Origin of the sequence: Protofrankia sp. Cj5 (assembly GCF_917627405.1) — a bacterium.
GTDB lineage: Bacteria > Actinomycetota > Actinomycetes > Frankiales > Frankiaceae > Protofrankia.
The window spans coordinates 1-18,386 of the sequence record NZ_CAKJTO010000041.1 but is presented as its reverse complement, the minus strand read 5'-3'; the positions used below and the strand labels follow the sequence as shown (position 1 = coordinate 18,386).

Here is an 18,386-nt window from a genome sequence, read left to right as displayed (position 1 = left end):
ATCGAACCCGGTCAGAACGCCAACTGGCCCGTCAAAGCGTGAGCTGGTCCATCGCTCGAAAGATCCGTTCCATGGAGACCGGGTACGGCGTCCGCAGGGTCTGGGCGAAGTAGCTGACCCGTAGTTCCTCGATCATCCAGCGGATCCGTGCCAGCCCCTCGCTGGGCGGGCTGCCCGGTGGGAGCCTGCCCAGCAACTGGTTGTACTCCCGCGTCACCTGTTCGATGTGCCGGGTGCGTTCCCGGTCACGGTTCGGATCGCTCGGCAGCTTGTCCAGGCGCAGTGTGATCGCGGTCAGGTAGCGGACGAGGTCGGGCAGCCGAGCCCAGCCCGTGCCGGCGACGAAGCCCCGATACACCAGGCCGGAGAGCTGGGAGCGCACGTCACTGAGGGCCGCCACCAAGGCCAGGCCGGTCGTCGTCCTCAGCTGCCGCTCGATGGTGTGCGCGGTGGCCAGGACCCGCTCCACCTTTGTCACGACATCGATCGCGGTCACGGTCAGGCCGGCTTGGACGATGTCGCGCAGCTTGGCGAACCCGTCGGCATCCCAGGCCGGACCGCCGCATTCCGTGATCAGTTTGTCAACGGCGCAGGCGATGCAGTCATCGAGCAGCTCGGTGGCGTTGCGGTATGGATGATGGCTGAGCGTCAGTTTGGCCTGGTTTGTCAGGGCGGCGTTGATGTCACGGACCGGTGACGGCGCGTTCAGCAACAACAGACGCCGGGTGCCCTGCCACATGGCGTGGCGGGCGTCGGTCTCGGTGGCGAAGACGCGGATCGCCACACTGTCGGTCTCGTCGACCAGCGCGGGATACGCCCTGACCGGCTGGCCGGCGCGGCGTTGTTCGACGAGCTGGGGGATCGGGCCGAAATCCCAGGTCCGCAGGCCGTGGCGCTCGACACCGTCCGCCACGGCGTTGACCGCCACCCGCATCGTCGGTGCCAACGCCCGGGTAAGCGCGGCGAGGTTCTTGCCCTCGGCGAGAGTGGCCTGTGTCTCGTCGACGATCCGGAATGTGATCTTCAGGTGGTCGGGTACCCGGTCGAGCTGCCAGGCGTCCCTGGGCACATCCACGTTGGCGAGGTGGCCGAGCTCGCGTTCCAGGATGGCGAGCAGTGGTCCGTCCGCCGGTGTCACCGATTCCAGCACCCGCCTGGCGTAGTCAGGCGCCGGGACGAAACTGCGCCGTATCTGCTTGGGCAAGGATCTGATCAGCGCGGTCACCAGTTCCTCGCGCAGGCCGGGTACCTGCCAGTCGAAACCTTCGGCGGTCACCTGGTTGAGTACCGGCAGCGGGATGCACACGGTCACGCCGTCCGCGTCCGTGCCGGGTTCGAACTGGTAGGACAGCGCCAGGGCGAGTTCGTTATGCCGCCAGACGTCGGGGTAGTCGCGCTCGTCGACCCCGGCCGCGTCTGTCTTGATCAGCATGGTGGTGGAGAAGGCGAGCAGGTCGGGCTGGGTGCGCTGGGTTTTTTTCCACCAGCTGTCAAAGTGGCGCCCGGAGACGACATGAGTGGGGATTCGCTGGTCGTAGAAGTCGAACAGGGTCTCGTCGTCGACCAGGATGTCGCGGCGGCGTGCCCGGTGTTCCAGTTCCTCGACGTCGTCGAGCAGCTCCCGGTTGGCGTGGAAGAACGCGTGGTGGGTCTGCCAGTCGCCCTCGACCAGGGCGTGGCGGATGAACAGGTCCCGGCACAGCTGCGGGTCGATCGCGCTGTAGTTCACCTTGCGGGAAACGACCAGCGGAATCCCGTACAGCGTCACCTTCTCGGACGCCACCACCGCGCCCCGGCTCTTCTCCCAGTGCGGTTCGCTGTACGCACGCCGGACCAGGTGGGGCGCGAGCGCTTCCGCCCATTCCGGTTCGATACGCGCAACCGTCCGTCCCCACAGCCGGGACGTCTCGACGAGCTCGGCGGCCATCAACCAGCGCGGTGGTTTCCTGGACAACGCCGAACCGGGGAATACCGCGAACCGGGCGTTGCGCGCCCCCTGGTAGTCCTGCTTCTCGGTATCGGCGAGACCGATGTGCGACAGCAGGCCGGCCAGCAGCGAGACATGGATCCCGCGGGGGTCGGCGGGCGCGCTGTTCAGCGACATCCCGAGGGTCTTCGCGGCCTGGCGCAGCTGGCTGTATATATCCTGCCACTCCCGTACCCGCAGGTAGTTCAGAAAATCGGCCCGGCACAGCTTGCGGAACTGGTTTCCCGACAGTTCCCGCTGCTGTTCCCCCAGATACTCCCACAGGTTGAGGTAGGCGAGGAAATCCGACTGTTTGTCGGTGAAGCGGCCGTGTTTCTCCGCGGCGGCCTGCTGAGCGTCGACGGGACGTTCGCGCGGGTCCTGGATGGACAGCGCGGCAGCGATGACCATGACTTCGTGTACGCAGCCGTTGCTTTCGGCCGCCAGTACCATGCGGGCCAGTCGCGGGTCGAGCGGCAGCTGCGCCAGTTTACGTCCCAGCGGCGTCAGGCGGCGATGCCCACCGGTCTTCGCGGCTCCGTTGGCGGGTTCCGTCTCGACGGCGCCGAGTTCGGTGAGCAGCAACACCCCGTCGGCGATACTGCGCGAATCCGGGGCGTCGATAAAGGGAAATGCCGCGATGTCGCCCAGGTTCAACGCGGTCATGGCCAGGATGACGGACGCGAGGTTCGTCCGCAGAATCTCCGGATCGGTGAACTCCGGGCGGGCGGCGAAGTCCTCGGCCGAGTACAGCCGGATGCAGATACCGTCGGCCAGCCGCCCGCAACGTCCCTTCCGCTGGTTCGCGGATGCCTGTGAGATGGCTTCGATTGGCAGGCGCTGGACTTTTGTCCGGCTGCTGTAACGGGAGATGCGCGCTGTGCCCGGGTCGATCACGTACCTGATGCCGGGAACCGTCAACGAGGTTTCCGCGACATTGGTGGCGAGCACGATCCGGCGCCCGGCGTGGGGCTGGAAGACCCGGTGCTGTTCCGCGGCGGACAACCGTGCGTACAGCGGTACGATCTCGGTATCGCGCAACTGCCGTTTTGCCAGGATGCCGGCGGTATCGCGGATCTCCCGCTCACCGCTGAGGAAGACGAGGATGTCGCCGGGGCCCGCCGCGCACAGCTCGTCCACCGCGGCTGTGATCGCTTCTGTCGGGTCGCGTTGGACCGCCGTGGCGGCGGCCCTGCCACCCCTGACGCCATCCGTGCCGCCGGATCCGGCATCGGGGTCGATCTCCGCCACCAGGGGCCGGTAGCGGACCTCGACGGGAAAGGTCCGGCCGCTAACCTCGATCATGGGCGCGCCGCCGAAGTGGCTGGAGAAACGCCGTGGGTCGATGGTCGCCGATGTAATGATCACTTTGAGGTCGGGCCGGCGGGGCAGGAGCTGCTTCAGATAGCCGAGGATGAAGTCGATGTTGAGGCTGCGTTCATGGGCCTCATCGATGATCAGCGTGTCGTACTGGTACAGCGACCGGTCTGTCTGGATCTCGGCCAGCAGGATGCCGTCGGTCATCAGCTTGATCAGGCTGTCGCCGCCGACCTGATCGGTGAACCGCACCTTGTAGCCGACTATCCCGCCTGGTTGCCCATCGGGTTCGCCCAGCTCCGCCGCGACCCGTTCCGCCACCGCCCGTGCCGCCAACCGGCGCGGCTGGGTGTGGCCGATCAGCCCGCGTACACCGCGTCCCAGCTCAAGGCATATTTTCGGCAGCTGCGTGGTCTTTCCCGAGCCGGTTTCGCCGGCGAGGATGACGACCTGGTGGTCCCGGATCGCGGCGAGGATCTCGTCCTTTTTCTGGCTGACCGGTAGCGCTGGGGGATAGGTGACGGCCGGCACGCGCGCGCGCCGCCGCTGCACGCGCAGCGCGGCTGTGTCGATGTCAGCGGTGATCGTAGCGAGGGCGGCCTGGCGAGCTTCGGGGTCGCGTATTTTGCGCATGCCGTCGATACGGCGCTGTAGACGGCGCTGATCGCGCACCATCAGATCGGGCAGTCGTGCGGCCAGGGCGGCGGGCGGAGGCATCGGGAAGCAGCGTCCAACGAAGTGTGGATGGCGGGCAAGGGGCAACGGGTACCGACCCGTTGGTCAAGTGGCCGTCGGCCGTCGGGTATTCCCGGTGTCACGACCTACTCAATCAGGATGAAGGCCCATCATGTCCGTGCTCGCTGTCACCCGGTGCAATGCCAGCGGTCCCCGAGTGAGGAGGATGGGCCGGCGGTGGGCATGGGATGGGTGCCGCCTGGAGCCCGGCGGAGGTCCCGGGCGGGTGGGCTGATCGCGTGGGTGGTCGAGTGGCTGGTCGAGCATGCCGCCACCGCGGTGGCGGTGACAGCCGGGCATGCGGTGGCAAGGGGGCGGATGCGGCGGCAAGGGGGCGGCAGCGTGGCCGTGGAACCCGGCCGGTGAGACGCCCCGCGGGGTAACAGCTGACTGCTGGGGTGACACCGGGTGGGAAGCGCGGCCACCGTGCACAGCGACCGCGCTTCCCACATCAACTTGTCCAGATGGTTATCTGCGAATGTACGTCCTGATCAGTTCCGGCCTGCTGTCCTGTCGTCCTGTGCCGGTCTTTTAGCTGTCGCGGCGCACGACCCGGCGAGCGGTTCGCCGTCCTGTGCGCCGTCCCGTGCGCCGGGCAATCCGGCGAGAGCGTCCAAGCATCGTCATCTCTCCCTCTGTCGCGCTGTGCGAGAACTCAGATCGTCGCCTTTTCCGCCTTTGCCAGCGCCTCGGCCTCGCGGGCTTCCACCAGGCCCAGCGACACCAGGTCGAGCGGACTGATGAACTCCGAGGCGAGCCGGAATCCGCCCGCTCGCGCGATCGAGTCCCGTAGCGGGATGGCCCACCGGTGCTCAAGCAGGATCAGCGCGGCCGCGGTGTCCTCGGGGATCTCGGCGAGCACGTCCCAGGCATCCTCCTCGCTGAACACCCCACCCCGTTCGGCGGCGGTCCGCGCACCGCGTTCGGCACCTGCCCGCATGCCGGCCTCGCCGCCTTCGCCGAGCCCGACGAGCGCGCCCACCAGGGCGCCGAGCTCGACCTGCTCCTCGTCGGTCAGCTGGCTGCCGCGTACGGCGGCGACATCGCCGTCGGCGTCCTTCTGGACGACCAAGGCGTCGACCACCCGTACAAGGTCGTTGTCACGAAGCCGTTGCAGCTCAGTCTGGATCTCACCACGGAAATCAGGCTGCTTGAAACCGAGCACCAGGAGTTGGACGGGTCCGATCGTCATGTCTGTTCCCTCCTCGCCCACCGTTTTCAGCGGTCATGTGAACGATGGGCTTCTTTCCCGGCCGGAGTCCTCACCCCAACCGGGTGAGTCGCCGTCCGCCAGCGGCGCCGGTCTGTCGCTGCCGGCGTCTCCCCGCTGGCCCCAGCCGATCGCGGCTGGGCCGCGCGCCGGGGCGTACGCGGCCTCGCGGGGCATATCGCCATACAAGTACTACGGCGTGTTTCCGAAGGTGTCGTCCGGTCAGGGAGCCGCGGCCAGGGGCCGCCTGGGCGTGGCGAGCCGGACAGCTGGCTTCCGGAACACGCCCTAGATGTTCACCCGATCGCTGCCGGTTGTCCGCGGTCGGTCGGAACAATATGTTGATGGCAGAGCCGCCAGTAGTCATCTTTGGTCCCGGTACACACAGCGACAGTTGGTGGGCGCTTCTGCCTACCGCCGACGTCCTCCGTTCTCCGCATTTCAACGATCTGCTTGCCCTGGTGGAGCGCGCAATGGCGAAACAGGAACCAGGCCGTCCGTTCATCCTTACGCTTGACCATCGCGGCACACGCGAACCAGGCGCACCAGGCGCACCAGGGCGCGGGCTTCGCGCTACGACGGCACCGTCCAGCACGCCAGTTCGGTATGTGTACGGGCTGCCGTCGAGCAGGATTAAGAGCGCCCGAGGATAGGGCGTTCGATCAGTGAGCGGTTCATCCGTGCCCGGTCCGGCAAGGCGGAAGAGGAAGGCGCCCTGGTGGTGGGCGCCGACTGAGGACAACGCGGCCGGGCGGGACGCGGGGAGCCGCGAGCCGGACAGTCCTATCCTCGGGCGCTCTAAAAGCGACCGGCAATAGGGGTGTAGCTCAAGGAGCGGGGCTGGGGGTGCGTGCGTCGCGAGGCGGCGCAGGCCCCGGTAGCGGTGTTCTGCTCCGTCATGCCGCGGTCAGCCAAGACCGCCGACAACGGTGCGTTCGCCGATAATGGGCAGCGGTCCGGTGTACACATCGGCGTAGCGTGAGTCCTTCCGGACCTCGTACACCCAGCTTTTGCTGACCGTGACACCGCGGGCGGCCAGGAAGGCCAGCGCCTCGCTGGCGGACCCGTTGGTCTGTTCCAGCGCATGCACGATGGCCTCCCGTTTGTCCGCGGCGTCCAGCGTCAGGGAAGGTGCAATCGTGCCGCCGGACATCCCGGCACCCTCGCCGTCAGGGTCGCTACCCGCCAGGTGAGCCACTGTGGGCTGGGAGGTGAAGAGCGGCATGAGATCGGTGACGGCGCGTTGGGCGTCCCGTTGGGTACCGCGTTGGGCGTCCCGTTGGTGAGGAACACCGAATGTGTCATCAGCCGGCTGTCCGGCCGGGGTTGTGCGGCCGCCGGCAGCGCGGTTCTCGGCAGTACGGCTGGCAACCCGGATCTGGCGCATGAGCAGTTCGTAGGAGCCCAGCAGCGCCAGCGCCGGCCAGCCGGCGATGACCCGGGCGGTCAGGTTGGGTTCGGCGTGCAGCACGTTGGCGGCGAGGGAGGCGAAGGCGCCCATGGTCAGCAGGAGGTAGGACAGCCAGGAGCGGCTCCGGCCGGCACGCCGGTCCGCCAGCATCGTCATGGACGCGGCCAGCATCAGGCCGTCCACGCTGAACGGGATGACCGCGGCGGCCGTGGCGTCCTCGCCGTGGTCCAGCGCGACGCCCCGCATGTGCCGGTAGGAGACGAAGGCCGCTACCGCGGCGACGGTGACCACGGCCGCGACCGTGGCCGCGCCGATCGCGCGGTCCGTCCACCCCGCCCGTGCGTCGGTATCCGCACCTGGTCGGTTGTCCTCCGCTGACCCGAACACGCGATCCCCTCCCACTGTTGAGACTCCGCTGACTGAAACAACGTGTTGCGTGACCACATCGATAGCCTGCCACCCACTCGCGCCCACATCACACCAGGGCGTCCTTTGCCGGCGGACCCGTACGGTCCGTGCATGTCACGTCATGCCCGGTCTATCCGGCGCGGCGGCGGTGGTGTCGTCGAAGCCCGTGATCCAGCTGGTCATCGCCCAGCTGGAGACGTTCGGGAGGACTGGTTATCCACCGTGTGGTGGTCATGCGCCGATCGGGGAACGAGCGCCGGGCATGGCGAGGGCACGCTGGTTGGCTAGTGGCGGCTGAGGAGATCAGGCAACGAGCCAGCCTGTGTATCCGGCGGCTGCCAGCACTCGGCAGGCCGCGGCTCCCGACACGGGCCGTGACACGGGCCGGGGCAGTTCCACCGGGGCCGCGCTGAGCCGCGGATGGCAGCGGCGGGCCGTCCATCGATGGTCGTGCGGCTCCACGAGCGGCGCACCGGCAGGCAAGGCCCGTGGGGGATGTCAGCCCGGATCAACGCTCGACGGGGCCTCGCCTTGACGGGGCCTCGCCGTGGAGCGCCGGCAGCGTGAGCTCAGAACCCGGGGAAGACGTGTCGCAGGTCGTCCAGGGTGATCGTAGCGCCCGTCAGGGCCACGGTGGCCGGGGTATGCGCGGCTGCGTGACGGCCGGTGACCAGCCGCAGCCACCACTCCGCCGGTGCGTTGAGGACCGCGTCGGGCTGATCAGGCTCCTCGCTGGTGAGCGTGACCGTGTCGCCCAGGCCGAGCCCGAAGGAGCGCTCGGGCGCGGTGGTTCGGACCGCGATCGTGGCGTGCCGGTCGCCGAGGGCGCCCGGCCGGCCGAGGAAGCCGATGATCATGCCGACCTGGTCGAGGAGCGGCTCGATCGCGGCCGGTGCCAGGACGGCCTCCGGGTCGAAGGCGACTTCGACATCCCAGGTGTGGTGGGTGAACTCGGAGAGCCGTAGGCCCGCGGCGGTCGCGACGTCCACCGGGGCGGGCAGGAAGCCCAGATCGATCCGCAGCTCGTCGCGGGTGGGCGCGTCGAGGCCTTCGTAGCAGATGATCAGCTTCTCGTTGGCGGTGATGAAGCCCTCGGCGCGCTCGGTTGGCGACAGCGCGTCCCAACGCGCCCAGACCGACGTGTTGAAGTCCGCGGCGGGCACGCCCGTGCCGTTCAGCGCGCCTTCCAAAGTGGCCAGCGTTATCTCCGCACCGCTGCCCAGATGGCTGAGGACCTGGGACACATCCCACCGCGACGCCCCGGACGGCCGGGAGAGGCCGTCCGGGGTAAGCCCGCGTACCACGGCGGTCACCTGGTCGTGCCCGCTGCGCAGTGCATCGATGATCTGGTCGGCACGATCGGTCATGTTCGTCTCCGAGGAAGGTAGGCCCGGCATCCGGTCGCCAGGGCGCTTTTCGCGTCTGTGGACTGCGATCTGCCAGTAGGGTTTACCACACTGCCGTGGTGGTTTAGCGATGCCTGTTCATCGCGGGCCTGGTGGCTGAAACCGGTCCGCGCCACGCGCCAGCACTGCGTCGTTGTCAGTCAGAATGCGCACTCCACGGTCAGTCAGAATGCGCGCGCCGAGCGGCTGGAGACGGTGGAACGGCCAGGATGGCCGGTCAGCACGCGGGGCTGACGGATTCGATGCTGGCGACGGAGAAGTCACGCTGGCCGTTGCGCAGGCGGCACCAGGAGTCGAGCCACTTGCCGTAGAACTGTTGCGGCTGGATTTGGCGGACGGTACGGGTGCCGTTGTTGTCCCGGTAGGCGATGACGACATCGTGCTGATGGTCCACGGCGCTGGCCAGCAGCTCCAGCTCGGCTTCGTTGAGACGGGTGTTCAGCCGGGCCAGCCGCTTGAAGGTACCGGAGTCCGGCATTGTGCCGGCATCGGGATCCGCGGCCAGCCGGTGGGCGAGGTCGGCCGGGGAAAGCCGGCGTGGCCCATGGGCGGGGTCGGTGTAGCGGGGGGACGCCTGGTGTTCCTGCCGACGCGGCACGATCATCGTGCCGGCGGCGTCCTCGGCGATCGGGTAGAAGCCGACCTCGCGCAGGCGGGCCAGCACGTCGTCGAGTTTGAACGGGCTGGCCAAGACGGTAGGTGCCAGTTGGCTGAACTGCAGCTTCGCCAACGACCGGGTATGGCGGATCTCAGTAGTCGAGGCTTCGTCGGAGATGACGCAGCAGCGCATGCCACGAACGCGGACCTGCCCGTGCCGGCGTGCGACATCGGAGATGAGGTACTCCAACGGCTGCGGCACGGCGTGCGCCGCCATGTCACGCAGTTCCGCGAGAAGCGTGTCGGCGCTCCACCCCGCGTCGAGCGCGGCCCGGACGCTCGACGCGGAAAAACGCCACGTACCGGCGGCACCGCGAGACTCGGGGACGGCCGCGTCCCGCAGCAGCCGCGACACCGCCGAACTCGGCTGGCCGGCCACCACCGCGGTCAGATCCGACTGCAGGATGACGGTGAACGTGGCTTCGGGCAGCAGGTCGGCGCACTGCCTCGCCAGTTCGTCGACGGCCTCCGCCGCCACCGCGCTGGCGACGGCCAGCAGATGTTCGCCGAGCTCCGACAGCACATCGAGGGCGACCACCCCGAGCAGCTCCGCCTCTCGCGTCGCCGCGGCGGCCTTGCTGGCGCGCCGGACGGCGTCGTACCCGTCCAGCGGGCTGAACCACTCGATCTCCCGGCCAGCCGCGCGAACCGAACCACCTGAACCAGCGGCGTTCAACATCGCCCGGCGGATCCGGCCCGCTCCCGAGAGCAGCGGCAGCGGCGGCGGGAGATCCTTCTCGCCCTCGATCTCTCGGCTGGACGGCGCATGCTCCAGGGAGAACCAGGCCGACGCGAGGACGGCCCAGCGCCGGCCGGGTTCGGCGACGCGCCATTGCTGGTAGTCAGGGGTGGGTGCGTATCCGTCGTCGGTCTGGCCCAGCAGGCCAGCGGCGTACGCAAGATCGATCCATACCAGGAGGTCGGCCTCGGGCATGGACAGCCGTTTCGCGAGCCGCGACCGTTCCCGAGGCCCGACACCACCCTTTTTCAGGGCTACCACAGGCGTGGCGCGGGCCTCGTCGAGGAGGGCGGTCACCCGTCCTATGGCTTCTTCGGCGGCGGCCTGGGCCGCGGAGCGCACCATCGCCGGGTCGACGTCCGGCCGTGCGATCGCGGGTTGGCCGGTCAGGGAGAAATCGTGCTCGGCCTGCCAGGCGGCGATCACTACCTCGCGCGGCAGCTCAGGCTGGCGGTTGCCGCGCAGTATCAGACCCGCGGCGATCAGGATCTCGGTTTGGCGGGCTGGGGCGGGTGTTCCGTACTCGATGCGCCAGGAGTAGTCGCCGATCAGGCCGCGCCGGAATTCGTCGAGCCGGTCCCGCGCGGGCTGCGGCAAGCCGGAGATGATTTTTATGATCGTTTTCGGATCTGACATCAGTTCGGACAGCTTTATGATCAACTCAGGCTTGCCCAGGCCGCTGGCGCTGGCTCCGAGCGCGGTGACCGCGGTCCGCAGCTCCGTCACGAGGACCGACTGGGCGATCTTCTTCACCGGGCGGGCGGCGTCGAAGTTCGCCGACCAGTGCGCGCGCAGCCGCTCCAGCAGCCGCACCACGTCGGAGTCACGCCAGGCCAAGCCGCGTACGCACAGGTCGGCGGCTCCGTCCCGGACGGCGCTCTCGGGTGCGCCCAGCCAGGCCGCCAGCGCGGGCACGGTCGCGGACCCGCCCAGCACGGCGAGCGCCTGCCCGACATGCACCGTGTCCCTGTTCAGCATCCGCATCGCGGCGACGAGCGAATCCGTGCCGTCCAGCCGTTGGGCGAGCTGGGCGAAACCGCGGGGAACCGGCTCGATCAGGACATCTGGGCGTGCCGCCAGCAAAGCGGTCAGCGACGCCTCGTCCAGGGTTGCCAAGTAGTCGGCAAACGATTCAGCACACACCTGCTTCATTGTGCTGGGCAGCTTACGCCCGGTTCGCGGCGATCACCAGCGGTGGGTGGCCCATCGCCTGGTCGGCGTTGCCGGAGCGCAAACCCAGACTTTTCAGTCCCGTGGCAGTCGGCCGGCGGGCGAGAGCGCATAATCCGACTGCCCTTCCCGGACCCGCCCCGCGGGACTGATGAATCGTGCGTGGCGCGGGTAGCAGGTAACAGGCAGGAGGTTCACCGGTGATGGCTCTGCACGGCCAGGCAAGCGGCGAGCAGGCACAGGAGACCGTCGACATCCGGCCCCAGTTCGCCCGGCCGGGCGAGGATGTCGTGGTCCCGCGGTTCCGGATGCCGCGGGAGTCGATCACCCCGGAGACCGCATACCAGATCATCCATGATGAGCTGATGCTCGACGGCAACGCGCGGCTCAATCTGGCCACGTTCGTGACCACCTGGATGGATCCGTACGCGGACCGGCTGATGGTCGAGTGCGCATCCAAGAACATGATTGACAAGGACGAGTACCCGCAGACTGCCGAGATGGAGGCGCGTTGCGTCAACATCCTCGCCGACCTGTGGCACGTCCCCGACGCGCTGAACGCGGTCGGCTGCTCGACGACCGGTTCATCCGAGGCATGCATGCTCGCCGGGCTCGCGCTGACCCGCCGGTGGCGCGCCCGGCGTCGGTCGGCCGGCCTGCCGGCGGACCAGCCGAACATCGTCATGGGGGCCAACGTCCAGGTCTGCTGGGAGAAGTTCGCCCGGTACTGGGACGTTGAGCCGCGGCTGGTGCCGCTCGGGCCGGGACGCACCCGGCTGACCGCCGATACGGCGGTGGCGCACTGCGACGAGAACACCGTCGGCGTGGTGGCTGTCCTCGGCTCGACCTTCGACGGCAGCTACGAACCGGTGGCCGAGATCGCGGCCGCGCTCGACCGCCTCGCGGGATCAGGCGGCCCGGATGTGCCGGTGCACGTCGACGCCGCCTCGGGCGGGTTCGTGGCGCCGTTCTGCGATCCGGAGCTGGTCTGGGACTTCCAGCTGGACCGGGTGGCGTCCATCAATGCCTCCGGCCACAAGTACGGGCTGGTCTATCCGGGGGTCGGCTGGGTGCTGTGGCGCGACGAGGCGGCGTTGCCGTCCGATCTGGTCTTCCAGGTGGACTACCTGGGTGGCTCCGTGCCGACGTTCGCATTGAACTTCTCCCGGCCGGGCGCCCAGGTCGTCGCCCAGTACTACACATTCCTGCAGCTGGGCTGGGAGGGGTACCGGCGGGTGATGCAGACCTGCCGGGACAACGCCCGCTGGCTGGCCGGTGAGGTGGCGAAACTCGGGCCGTTCGAACTGGTCTCGGATGGCGGCGGTATCCCGGCGTTCGCGTTCGCGCTGCGGGAGGAGGTCACCGGCTACACCGTCTTCGACGTCTCCGAGCTGCTGCGCACCCGCGGCTGGCTGGTACCGGCTTACCGGTTCCCGCCCGCGCTCAACGAGCTGGCGGTGCTGAGGGTGGTCGTGCGTAACGGCTTCAGCCGGGACCTGGCCGGAATGCTGGTCGCGGATCTGCGCCGGGTGGTGAAGCGGTTGTCCGACCCGCACCGGCGTCCGTGGCCTGAAGACAACGGCGTTACCTCCTTCCACCACTGAGAGCGCCCGGGAACCGGGGTGTGGATCAGGGAGCGGGGCTGGGATGCGGGACATGCGTGGCCAGCTGCATGATCTGATGGCTGCTGTCGGTCCTGATGCGGAGGAGGCCTACATGACCATCGCGGAGACGCTCAGGGCTGAGGGCCGTGTCGAGGGCCGTGTCGAGGGCCGTGTTGAGGGGCGCGCTGAGGGCCGTGTTGAGGGGCGCGCTGAGGGCCGTGTTGAGGGGCGCGCTGAGGGCCGTGTTGAGGGGCGCGCTGAGGGCCGTGTTGAGGGGCGCGCTGAGGGGCGCGCTGAGGGCCGTGTTGAGACGCTGCTCCAGCTGTTGACTCTCAAGTTCGGTCCGGTTCCCGAACCGGTGCTTGCCGCTGTGCGCGACGCCTCCGCTGATCAGCTTCAGGTCTGGACCGCTCGCGTCCTGACCGCCGACAGCTTCGGCCAGCTCCTCGACTGAAACGGAAGCCCATGCATGATCCTGTGACGGCGATCGTCGCACCCGCCGCCACGGATCGGGAAGCACGCTGGGAACTGGGTGTCACGGTGGCTGCGTGTACTGACTCCCGAGCCGTTCTGAAAAGCGACGGTAGACGCCTGCAATATCTCAGAGGGGTTTGATCTCGATCTGTGGGTCTATCGGCAGCTTTGTCTTCCAGCTTGCGAGCCGGTTTTGCGCAGGTTCGAGGAGAATAATGGGATTCTTGCCCAACGTGACGGGATGCGGACTGTCGTTTTTGTCCTATGAGGGTCGTTGCGGTTGATGCCCCTCACCGCTGCCGGCTCCATCGGGTCCGCCAGCTGTCCGTGCGCGCGTTGCCCGTTTGTCGCTGGTTCGACGGCAGCCGTGCATCTGTGCTGGTGAGACTGGCCCGCGGCGCGTCGGGGGACGCGCCGCGGAGGAGGAACGGATGAACCGTCTGGGTGTCGCCGTGGTTGCGGCCGGTGCCGTGGCCCTGTCAGTAATCGGCGGCGGGGCCGCGTCCGCTGACCCGTCCGGCCAAGGACAGGAGCAGGAGCAGGGGCAGGGTCTTACAGCGCGTGATGACGCGTACTGGGTCAAGGCGGGCGGGGTTCTCACCGTGCGTGGCGAGGGAGTGCTGGGCAACGACACCGGATGGCCGACGACGCTGGTCAGGCACACCCAACCAGCCCATGGGACTCTCACCCTGAAGCAGGACGGGTCGTTCAGTTACATCCCGGCCGCGGGCTTCACCGGGACGGACACGTTCACTTACTCGATCAGTGACGTGGTTTCGCTTTACAGCACGCACCTGCCGCCGATCGCGACGATCGGCGGTGTGAAGATCACCGGTGGTGGATACGGCTCGTCGCTGTACCCGGTGCCCGGCTCGCGGGACGAGTACTACGGCGTGACCGACCGCGGCCCGAACGTCGACGGGCCGAACGGGGTGAAGGTCGAGGCGCTGCCGGGCTTCGACCCGGCGATCGGCCGGTTCCGGCTCGTCGACGGCAAAGCCGTCCTGGAAAGGACCATCCCGTTGCGCGCGGCGGACGGATCGCCGTACACGGGCCGGGCGAACAGCCAGGCGAACACCGGCGAGACGATCGTCGACCTGAATGGGAACGTCCTCCCGCCCGATGCGTCCGGTTACGACTCCGAAGGGCTGGTAGCCCTACCCGACGGCACCTTCTGGGTGTCGGACGAGTACGGGCCGTTCATCACCCACTTCGGCCGTGACGGCCGCGCGATCGAGCGGCTCTCACCGTTCGACGGGTCGCTGCCGGCGGAACTGGCGAACCGGGTGCCCAACAAGGGCATGGAAGGGCTGACGGTCACTCCCGACGGACAGACGCTCGTAGGCGCGATGCAGCAGGCGCTGGCGCAACCCGATCTCACCGGCAAACCGGCCAACGTCACCACCCTGCGGATCGTGACGTACGGGCTGAGCACCCACGTCACGCACGAGTACCTTTACCTGCTCGACGACCCGAAGCTGAACAGCGGCGCGGTCAGCGAGATCACCGCGCTGAGCGACACGACGTTCCTCGTCGACGAGCGTGACGGCCACCCCGAGCCGGGTGCCTACAAGAAGCTGTTCCGGATCGATCTGGCCGGCGCCACCGACGTCGGACCGGCAGCGACGCTGCCCGGCGCGGTGTACGACGCGGCAAGGGGCGGCCTGCTCGTTGGCCCCAACCGACGCACGATCGAGGCTTTCGCCGGGACGGCGACCACCACGGCCGCGACCGCGGCGCTGGCCTCCGCCGGGATCACCCCCGTCACCAAGAGCCTCGCCCTCGACCTCGGCGGTCTGTTGACCGGCCTTGACCCGACCGGTGGCTTTTTCGGGCATGACAAGATTGAGGGAGTTGCGGTTGCCGACGGCGGACGCACAATCATCGTCAGCAACGACAGCGACTTCGGGATCGACGGCGTCACGAACAGCGCCCCACCGTTCCAGCTGCACGCGAAGGTGCTGCCGAACGGGGCGCAGGACGACGGCGAGTTCCTCGCGATCGACACCACTCGACTGCCGGCGGTTGCCAGCACCGCCACGGTCACCGTGACGGTCGGCCCGGGAAGCCACCGTCACTGACAGCGCCTGATCCGTGTTCGAGGCCGGCCCGCGCGAACCTGGCGGGGCGGCCTCAAACACGACGCGAGGTGCGTGCCTCAACCCCGTGATAACCCCGTGATGCCGCGTCCCCTGTTGCCAGGCGCGTTTTAGAGCGACCGACAACAGAGGACGCGGCATCGCGGGGCTGGGGCACGCACCTCGCTGCGTTGTCGTCGGTCGGCACCCCAAGGACCAGGGTGACTCCCTCCTCCGCCTCGCGATGCACGCACCCCAGTCCCGCTCCTTGATCCACATCCCTATTGCCGGGCGCTCTTAGCCGATGATCGTTATCCGGGCGCCGGTGCCGGTGAGGTAGAGGGGACTGTCGGTGAAGCCCACGCGGTCCTCCTCGCCGACGTAGAGGTCGATGTGCTTGTCGCCGCCGAGACCTGGGGTGAACTCGTCGTGGATCGTCCACGTCGCAGCCTGCAGACGGGCGCAGGCCACCGGGTCGACCGCTGAGTGGTCCTCCTCGCTACCGCAGGTGGCGACGGTGAACCGGGCGCCCTGCGCGAGGACACCCGAGTCCGCCGCGGCCGTGCTGAAGGATTGCAGGCGCTGGCCGGTGGTGTCGGCGGGGACCGTGTCGAGCCAGTAGCCGGTGTCATACGACCAGTTCAGATAATTCCCGGCGTGATCGCCGCTGGTTATCCGGCCAGTGCCTTCGTCGTGCACGGCGGCGACGAAATCCGTGGGATACGTGCCGAGCGGGTCGTTGCCGTGTGCGCAGTCCTGACGCGGGCAGCCCGTCACCTGTCTGGGCTGGCCGTGGTGGAAGCTTTCGACCGCGGTGTAATAGACAGTGATCGTCCAGCCGTCGCTGGTCTGGCCGGTGCCTCCAGGCGCGGGTGCGGGGGTGCTGTGGGCGGTGGCCGGCGGTTTGGCCGGGTTGTGGAGATCAGAGCGGCTGACCTGGCAGCCGGCCGTCAGGCACAGCAGGACGGCGAGGCCGAGCGGGCCGATGATGCCCGCTGATACCCGACCGCCGGCGCTGGGACGGGTTGACGGCCGGCAGCTGAAAGCGCGTTGACCGCCAGCATTATGTTGGCCGCCCAGAATGCGTTGGCTGCCGAAAGCGCGCCGGCTGCGGAAAACATGAATTTTTGTCATATTGCGTATTATTGCTGTCATCGACGTTCTGGTCACCCTTTCGTGGGGGACAGGACACCCATGGCCACCATGCCACGCGAATCGGTCGATGAGCGGCCGTGGCCGTGGCCACCCTGTGTCGGATGGCAGGCGGATGCGTCGCGAGGCGGCCCAGTCCCCGGTAGCGGTGTTCTACCGGGGCCGACGGCAATGATGCGAGGCGCCGGCAGGCCCTGGCGGATTTCCGGCGGCGACCACTCGGTACCCCTGGGCCGGAAAAACCGTATCTACACTCAACCGGTATGACTGTCGTTCTGCCCAAGGGCGGGAACGTGCCGCTGCCGCCGGGGACAGGGCGGGTGCGCGTCGTGGTCGACTCCGCCGCCGGACCGGAACTGGACGGCAGCGTACTGCTGCTCACGGCATCCGGTCGCGTCCGTGGCGACGCCGATTTCGTCTTCTACAACCAGCCGCGCTCCATCGACGGGTGCGTGGCCATCGAGGAGCGTTCCGCGCGGCAGGAGGCGGTCACCGTCGACCTGGCCCGGCTGCCTCCAGAGATCTCAACCATTGTCGTCGCGGTGTCGACCGACGGCCAGCCGGTCGGCGCCGTGCGCGGCCTGCATGTCCGAGTCCACGACGCGCCGGGCGCAGGCGATCTCCTCACGCCCGGCCCGGAGATCGTCCGGTTCGAGGTCACGGACGCGGGTGCTGAGACGGCGTTCGTCCTGGGCGAGCTGTACCGGCGGTCCGGGCATTGGAAGTTCCGGGGGGTGGGCCAGGGCTGGACCTCGGGCCTGGCCGGGCTTGCCACGAGCTACGGCATCACCGTCGACGCCCCCTCCGCGGCGGACAGGCCACTGCCTCCGGCGGGATCAGGGCCGCTGCCGGGGCCGGCCCCGGGGCGGCCGACAGCCGCCGGCATCCGCGATCCGGTGTCCACGGCGAAGGCCGCCCGGCTGGAAAAGCAGCTCGCCGTGGCCGCGCCGGCCATGGTCGACCTGGTCAAGCGTGCCGGGGTTTCCCTTCGGAAGAAGGGCATGTCCGAGCATCGTGCCCGGGTCGCGCTCTGCCTGGACATCTCCCTGTCGATGAGCGCGCTGTACAGCCAGGGCAAGGTGCAGCGGCTGTGCGAGCGCATCCTGGCGCTCGCCGTCCAGTTCGATGATGACGGTTCCTGTGATGTGTTCACCTTCGGCGGGCGTGGCCACGACGAGGGCCCGCTCGATCTGCGTAACTACCAGGACTGGGTGGCCGGGCTCAGGCGTCACCGCAAGCTTGAGGGCGCCACCAACTACGCGAAGGCCATGGGGATGGTCCGGCAGCATTACTTTCCCGACTCCCGCGGGCGGCAACGTTCCCAGCCTCGCCCGGACCACCTGCCCGTCTACGTGATGTTCGTGACCGACGGCCAGGCCACCGACAAGCGGGCCGCTCGCGACCAGATCACCTGGGCGTCCTACGAGCCGATCTTCTGGCAGTTCATGGCGATAGGGCGGAGCAGCCGCAATGTCGGTGCCGGTGCTGCGGCATCGCCGCGGCGTAGCGGTCTCGGTGGCCTTGTCGACCGCCTGCTTGAGAGCAACTTCAGCTTCCTGGAGGAGCTGGACGAGATGACCGGGCGATTCCTGGACAACGCGAACTTCTTCTCTGTTGCCGACCCGACGGCGATCGGTGATGACCAGCTCTTCGATCTGCTGATGTACGAGTACCCGCGGTGGCTCACCCAGGCACGCGCCCACGGCCTGGTCATCGGTACCTGACCGGTGACCAGGCCGGCGGGGCTCGAACGCCGCCGTCAGCGCTGGCGGAAGATACCGCCCCAGCGGGAGGGTCGTGGACCGGGAGCCACTGGGGACGGTCGTGGGCTGGGTGGGGCTACCCGGGGCGTGACGGGGTGCCAACCGGCGGGCAGGGGCAGCGGCGCGTCCGGTGCAAGGCGCCGGACGGTGGGGTCGTAGCCGTCCAGCTCGCCAGGCTCGAACCGGACGTTCTTGATCACCCACCAGAAGGAGCCGGCCGGCTCACCAACCAGCTTGTACGCACCATCCGCCAGCAAGAGCGCCCACCCACTCCGCCCCCCGATCATAATTGCGAT

General features: G+C 68.5%; 12 protein-coding genes. 5 read left to right on the top strand and 7 right to left on the bottom strand.

Going from position 1 to position 18,386, the window contains the following annotated elements; all coding sequences use genetic code 11:
* Nucleotides 1-31: 31 nt before the first annotated feature.
* Nucleotides 32-4,000, bottom strand: coding sequence for an ATP-dependent RNA helicase HrpA (gene hrpA, locus MJ777_RS11125; RefSeq protein WP_239375812.1), 3,969 nt, complete (start codon nt 3,998-4,000; stop codon nt 32-34).
* Between the two features lie 195 nt (nt 4,001-4,195).
* Here hrpA and MJ777_RS11120 point away from each other — a divergent pair, with 195 nt between their 5' ends.
* Nucleotides 4,196-4,384, top strand: coding sequence for a hypothetical protein (locus tag MJ777_RS11120; RefSeq protein WP_239347536.1), 189 nt, complete (start codon nt 4,196-4,198; stop codon nt 4,382-4,384).
* Nucleotides 4,385-4,673: 289 nt separating this feature from the next.
* On the opposite strand, the gene MJ777_RS11115 is transcribed toward MJ777_RS11120, so the two are convergent.
* The 4 genes from MJ777_RS11115 to MJ777_RS11100 form a co-directional block, all read right to left on the bottom strand.
* Nucleotides 4,674-5,210 (bottom strand): hypothetical protein, encoded by a 537-nt coding sequence (locus MJ777_RS11115; protein WP_239311440.1) that lies wholly within the window; start codon nt 5,208-5,210, stop codon nt 4,674-4,676.
* Nucleotides 5,211-6,135: 925 nt separating this feature from the next.
* Entirely contained in the window at nt 6,136-7,026 is an 891-nt protein-coding gene (locus MJ777_RS11110) for a DUF2637 domain-containing protein (RefSeq protein WP_239311442.1), read from the bottom strand.
* Between the two features lie 590 nt (nt 7,027-7,616).
* Entirely contained in the window at nt 7,617-8,414 is a 798-nt protein-coding gene (locus MJ777_RS11105; RefSeq protein WP_239375802.1) for a maleylpyruvate isomerase family mycothiol-dependent enzyme, read from the bottom strand.
* Nucleotides 8,415-8,670: 256 nt separating this feature from the next.
* Nucleotides 8,671-11,001, bottom strand: coding sequence for a helicase-associated domain-containing protein (locus tag MJ777_RS11100; protein WP_370652702.1), 2,331 nt, complete (start codon nt 10,999-11,001; stop codon nt 8,671-8,673).
* A 221-nt stretch (nt 11,002-11,222) separates the two neighbouring features.
* Here MJ777_RS11100 and MJ777_RS11095 point away from each other — a divergent pair, with 221 nt between their 5' ends.
* From MJ777_RS11095 to MJ777_RS11085, 3 genes are all read left to right on the top strand, one after another.
* The gene (locus MJ777_RS11095) at nt 11,223-12,623 is read left to right on the top strand and encodes a glutamate decarboxylase (protein WP_239375848.1); all 1,401 of its coding nucleotides are present in this window, start codon (nt 11,223-11,225) and stop codon (nt 12,621-12,623) included.
* Between the two features lie 52 nt (nt 12,624-12,675).
* Complete coding sequence (locus tag MJ777_RS11090) at nt 12,676-13,077, top strand: hypothetical protein (RefSeq protein WP_239375798.1); 402 nt, start codon at nt 12,676-12,678, stop codon at nt 13,075-13,077.
* Nucleotides 13,078-13,528: 451 nt separating this feature from the next.
* On the top strand, nt 13,529-15,178 hold the full coding sequence (locus tag MJ777_RS11085; protein WP_239375796.1) for an esterase-like activity of phytase family protein: 1,650 nt from the start codon (nt 13,529-13,531) through the stop codon (nt 15,176-15,178).
* 294 nt (nt 15,179-15,472) lie between these two features.
* Here the strand turns inward: MJ777_RS11085 and MJ777_RS11080 are convergent, their stop codons facing one another.
* Complete coding sequence (locus MJ777_RS11080; RefSeq protein ID WP_239375794.1) at nt 15,473-16,330, bottom strand: hypothetical protein; 858 nt, start codon at nt 16,328-16,330, stop codon at nt 15,473-15,475.
* Between the two features lie 260 nt (nt 16,331-16,590).
* On the opposite strand from MJ777_RS11080, the gene MJ777_RS11075 reads away from it, so the two are divergent.
* A complete protein-coding gene (locus MJ777_RS11075) occupies nt 16,591-18,051 on the top strand; it encodes a VWA domain-containing protein (RefSeq protein ID WP_239375792.1) in 1,461 nt (486 codons plus the stop codon).
* A 35-nt stretch (nt 18,052-18,086) separates the two neighbouring features.
* Here MJ777_RS11075 and MJ777_RS11070 read toward each other — a convergent pair.
* On the bottom strand, nt 18,087-18,386 hold a 300-nt coding region (locus tag MJ777_RS11070), incomplete at its 5' end, for a hypothetical protein (protein WP_370652701.1).

Coding starts and splice junctions, on each gene's coding strand:
- hrpA (WP_239375812.1), bottom strand. CDS start 4,000: ATGCCTCCGCCCGCCGCCCTGGCCGCACGACTGCCCGATCTGATGGTG.
- MJ777_RS11115 (WP_239311440.1), bottom strand. CDS start 5,210: ATGACGATCGGACCCGTCCAACTCCTGGTGCTCGGTTTCAAGCAGCCT.
- MJ777_RS11105 (WP_239375802.1), bottom strand. CDS start 8,414: ATGACCGATCGTGCCGACCAGATCATCGATGCACTGCGCAGCGGGCAC.
- MJ777_RS11100 (WP_370652702.1), bottom strand. CDS start 11,001: ATGAAGCAGGTGTGTGCTGAATCGTTTGCCGACTACTTGGCAACCCTG.
- MJ777_RS11095 (WP_239375848.1), top strand. CDS start 11,223: ATGGCTCTGCACGGCCAGGCAAGCGGCGAGCAGGCACAGGAGACCGTC.
- MJ777_RS11090 (WP_239375798.1), top strand. CDS start 12,676: ATGCGTGGCCAGCTGCATGATCTGATGGCTGCTGTCGGTCCTGATGCG.
- MJ777_RS11085 (WP_239375796.1), top strand. CDS start 13,529: ATGAACCGTCTGGGTGTCGCCGTGGTTGCGGCCGGTGCCGTGGCCCTG.
- MJ777_RS11080 (WP_239375794.1), bottom strand. CDS start 16,330: ATGACAGCAATAATACGCAATATGACAAAAATTCATGTTTTCCGCAGC.
- MJ777_RS11075 (WP_239375792.1), top strand. CDS start 16,591: ATGACTGTCGTTCTGCCCAAGGGCGGGAACGTGCCGCTGCCGCCGGGG.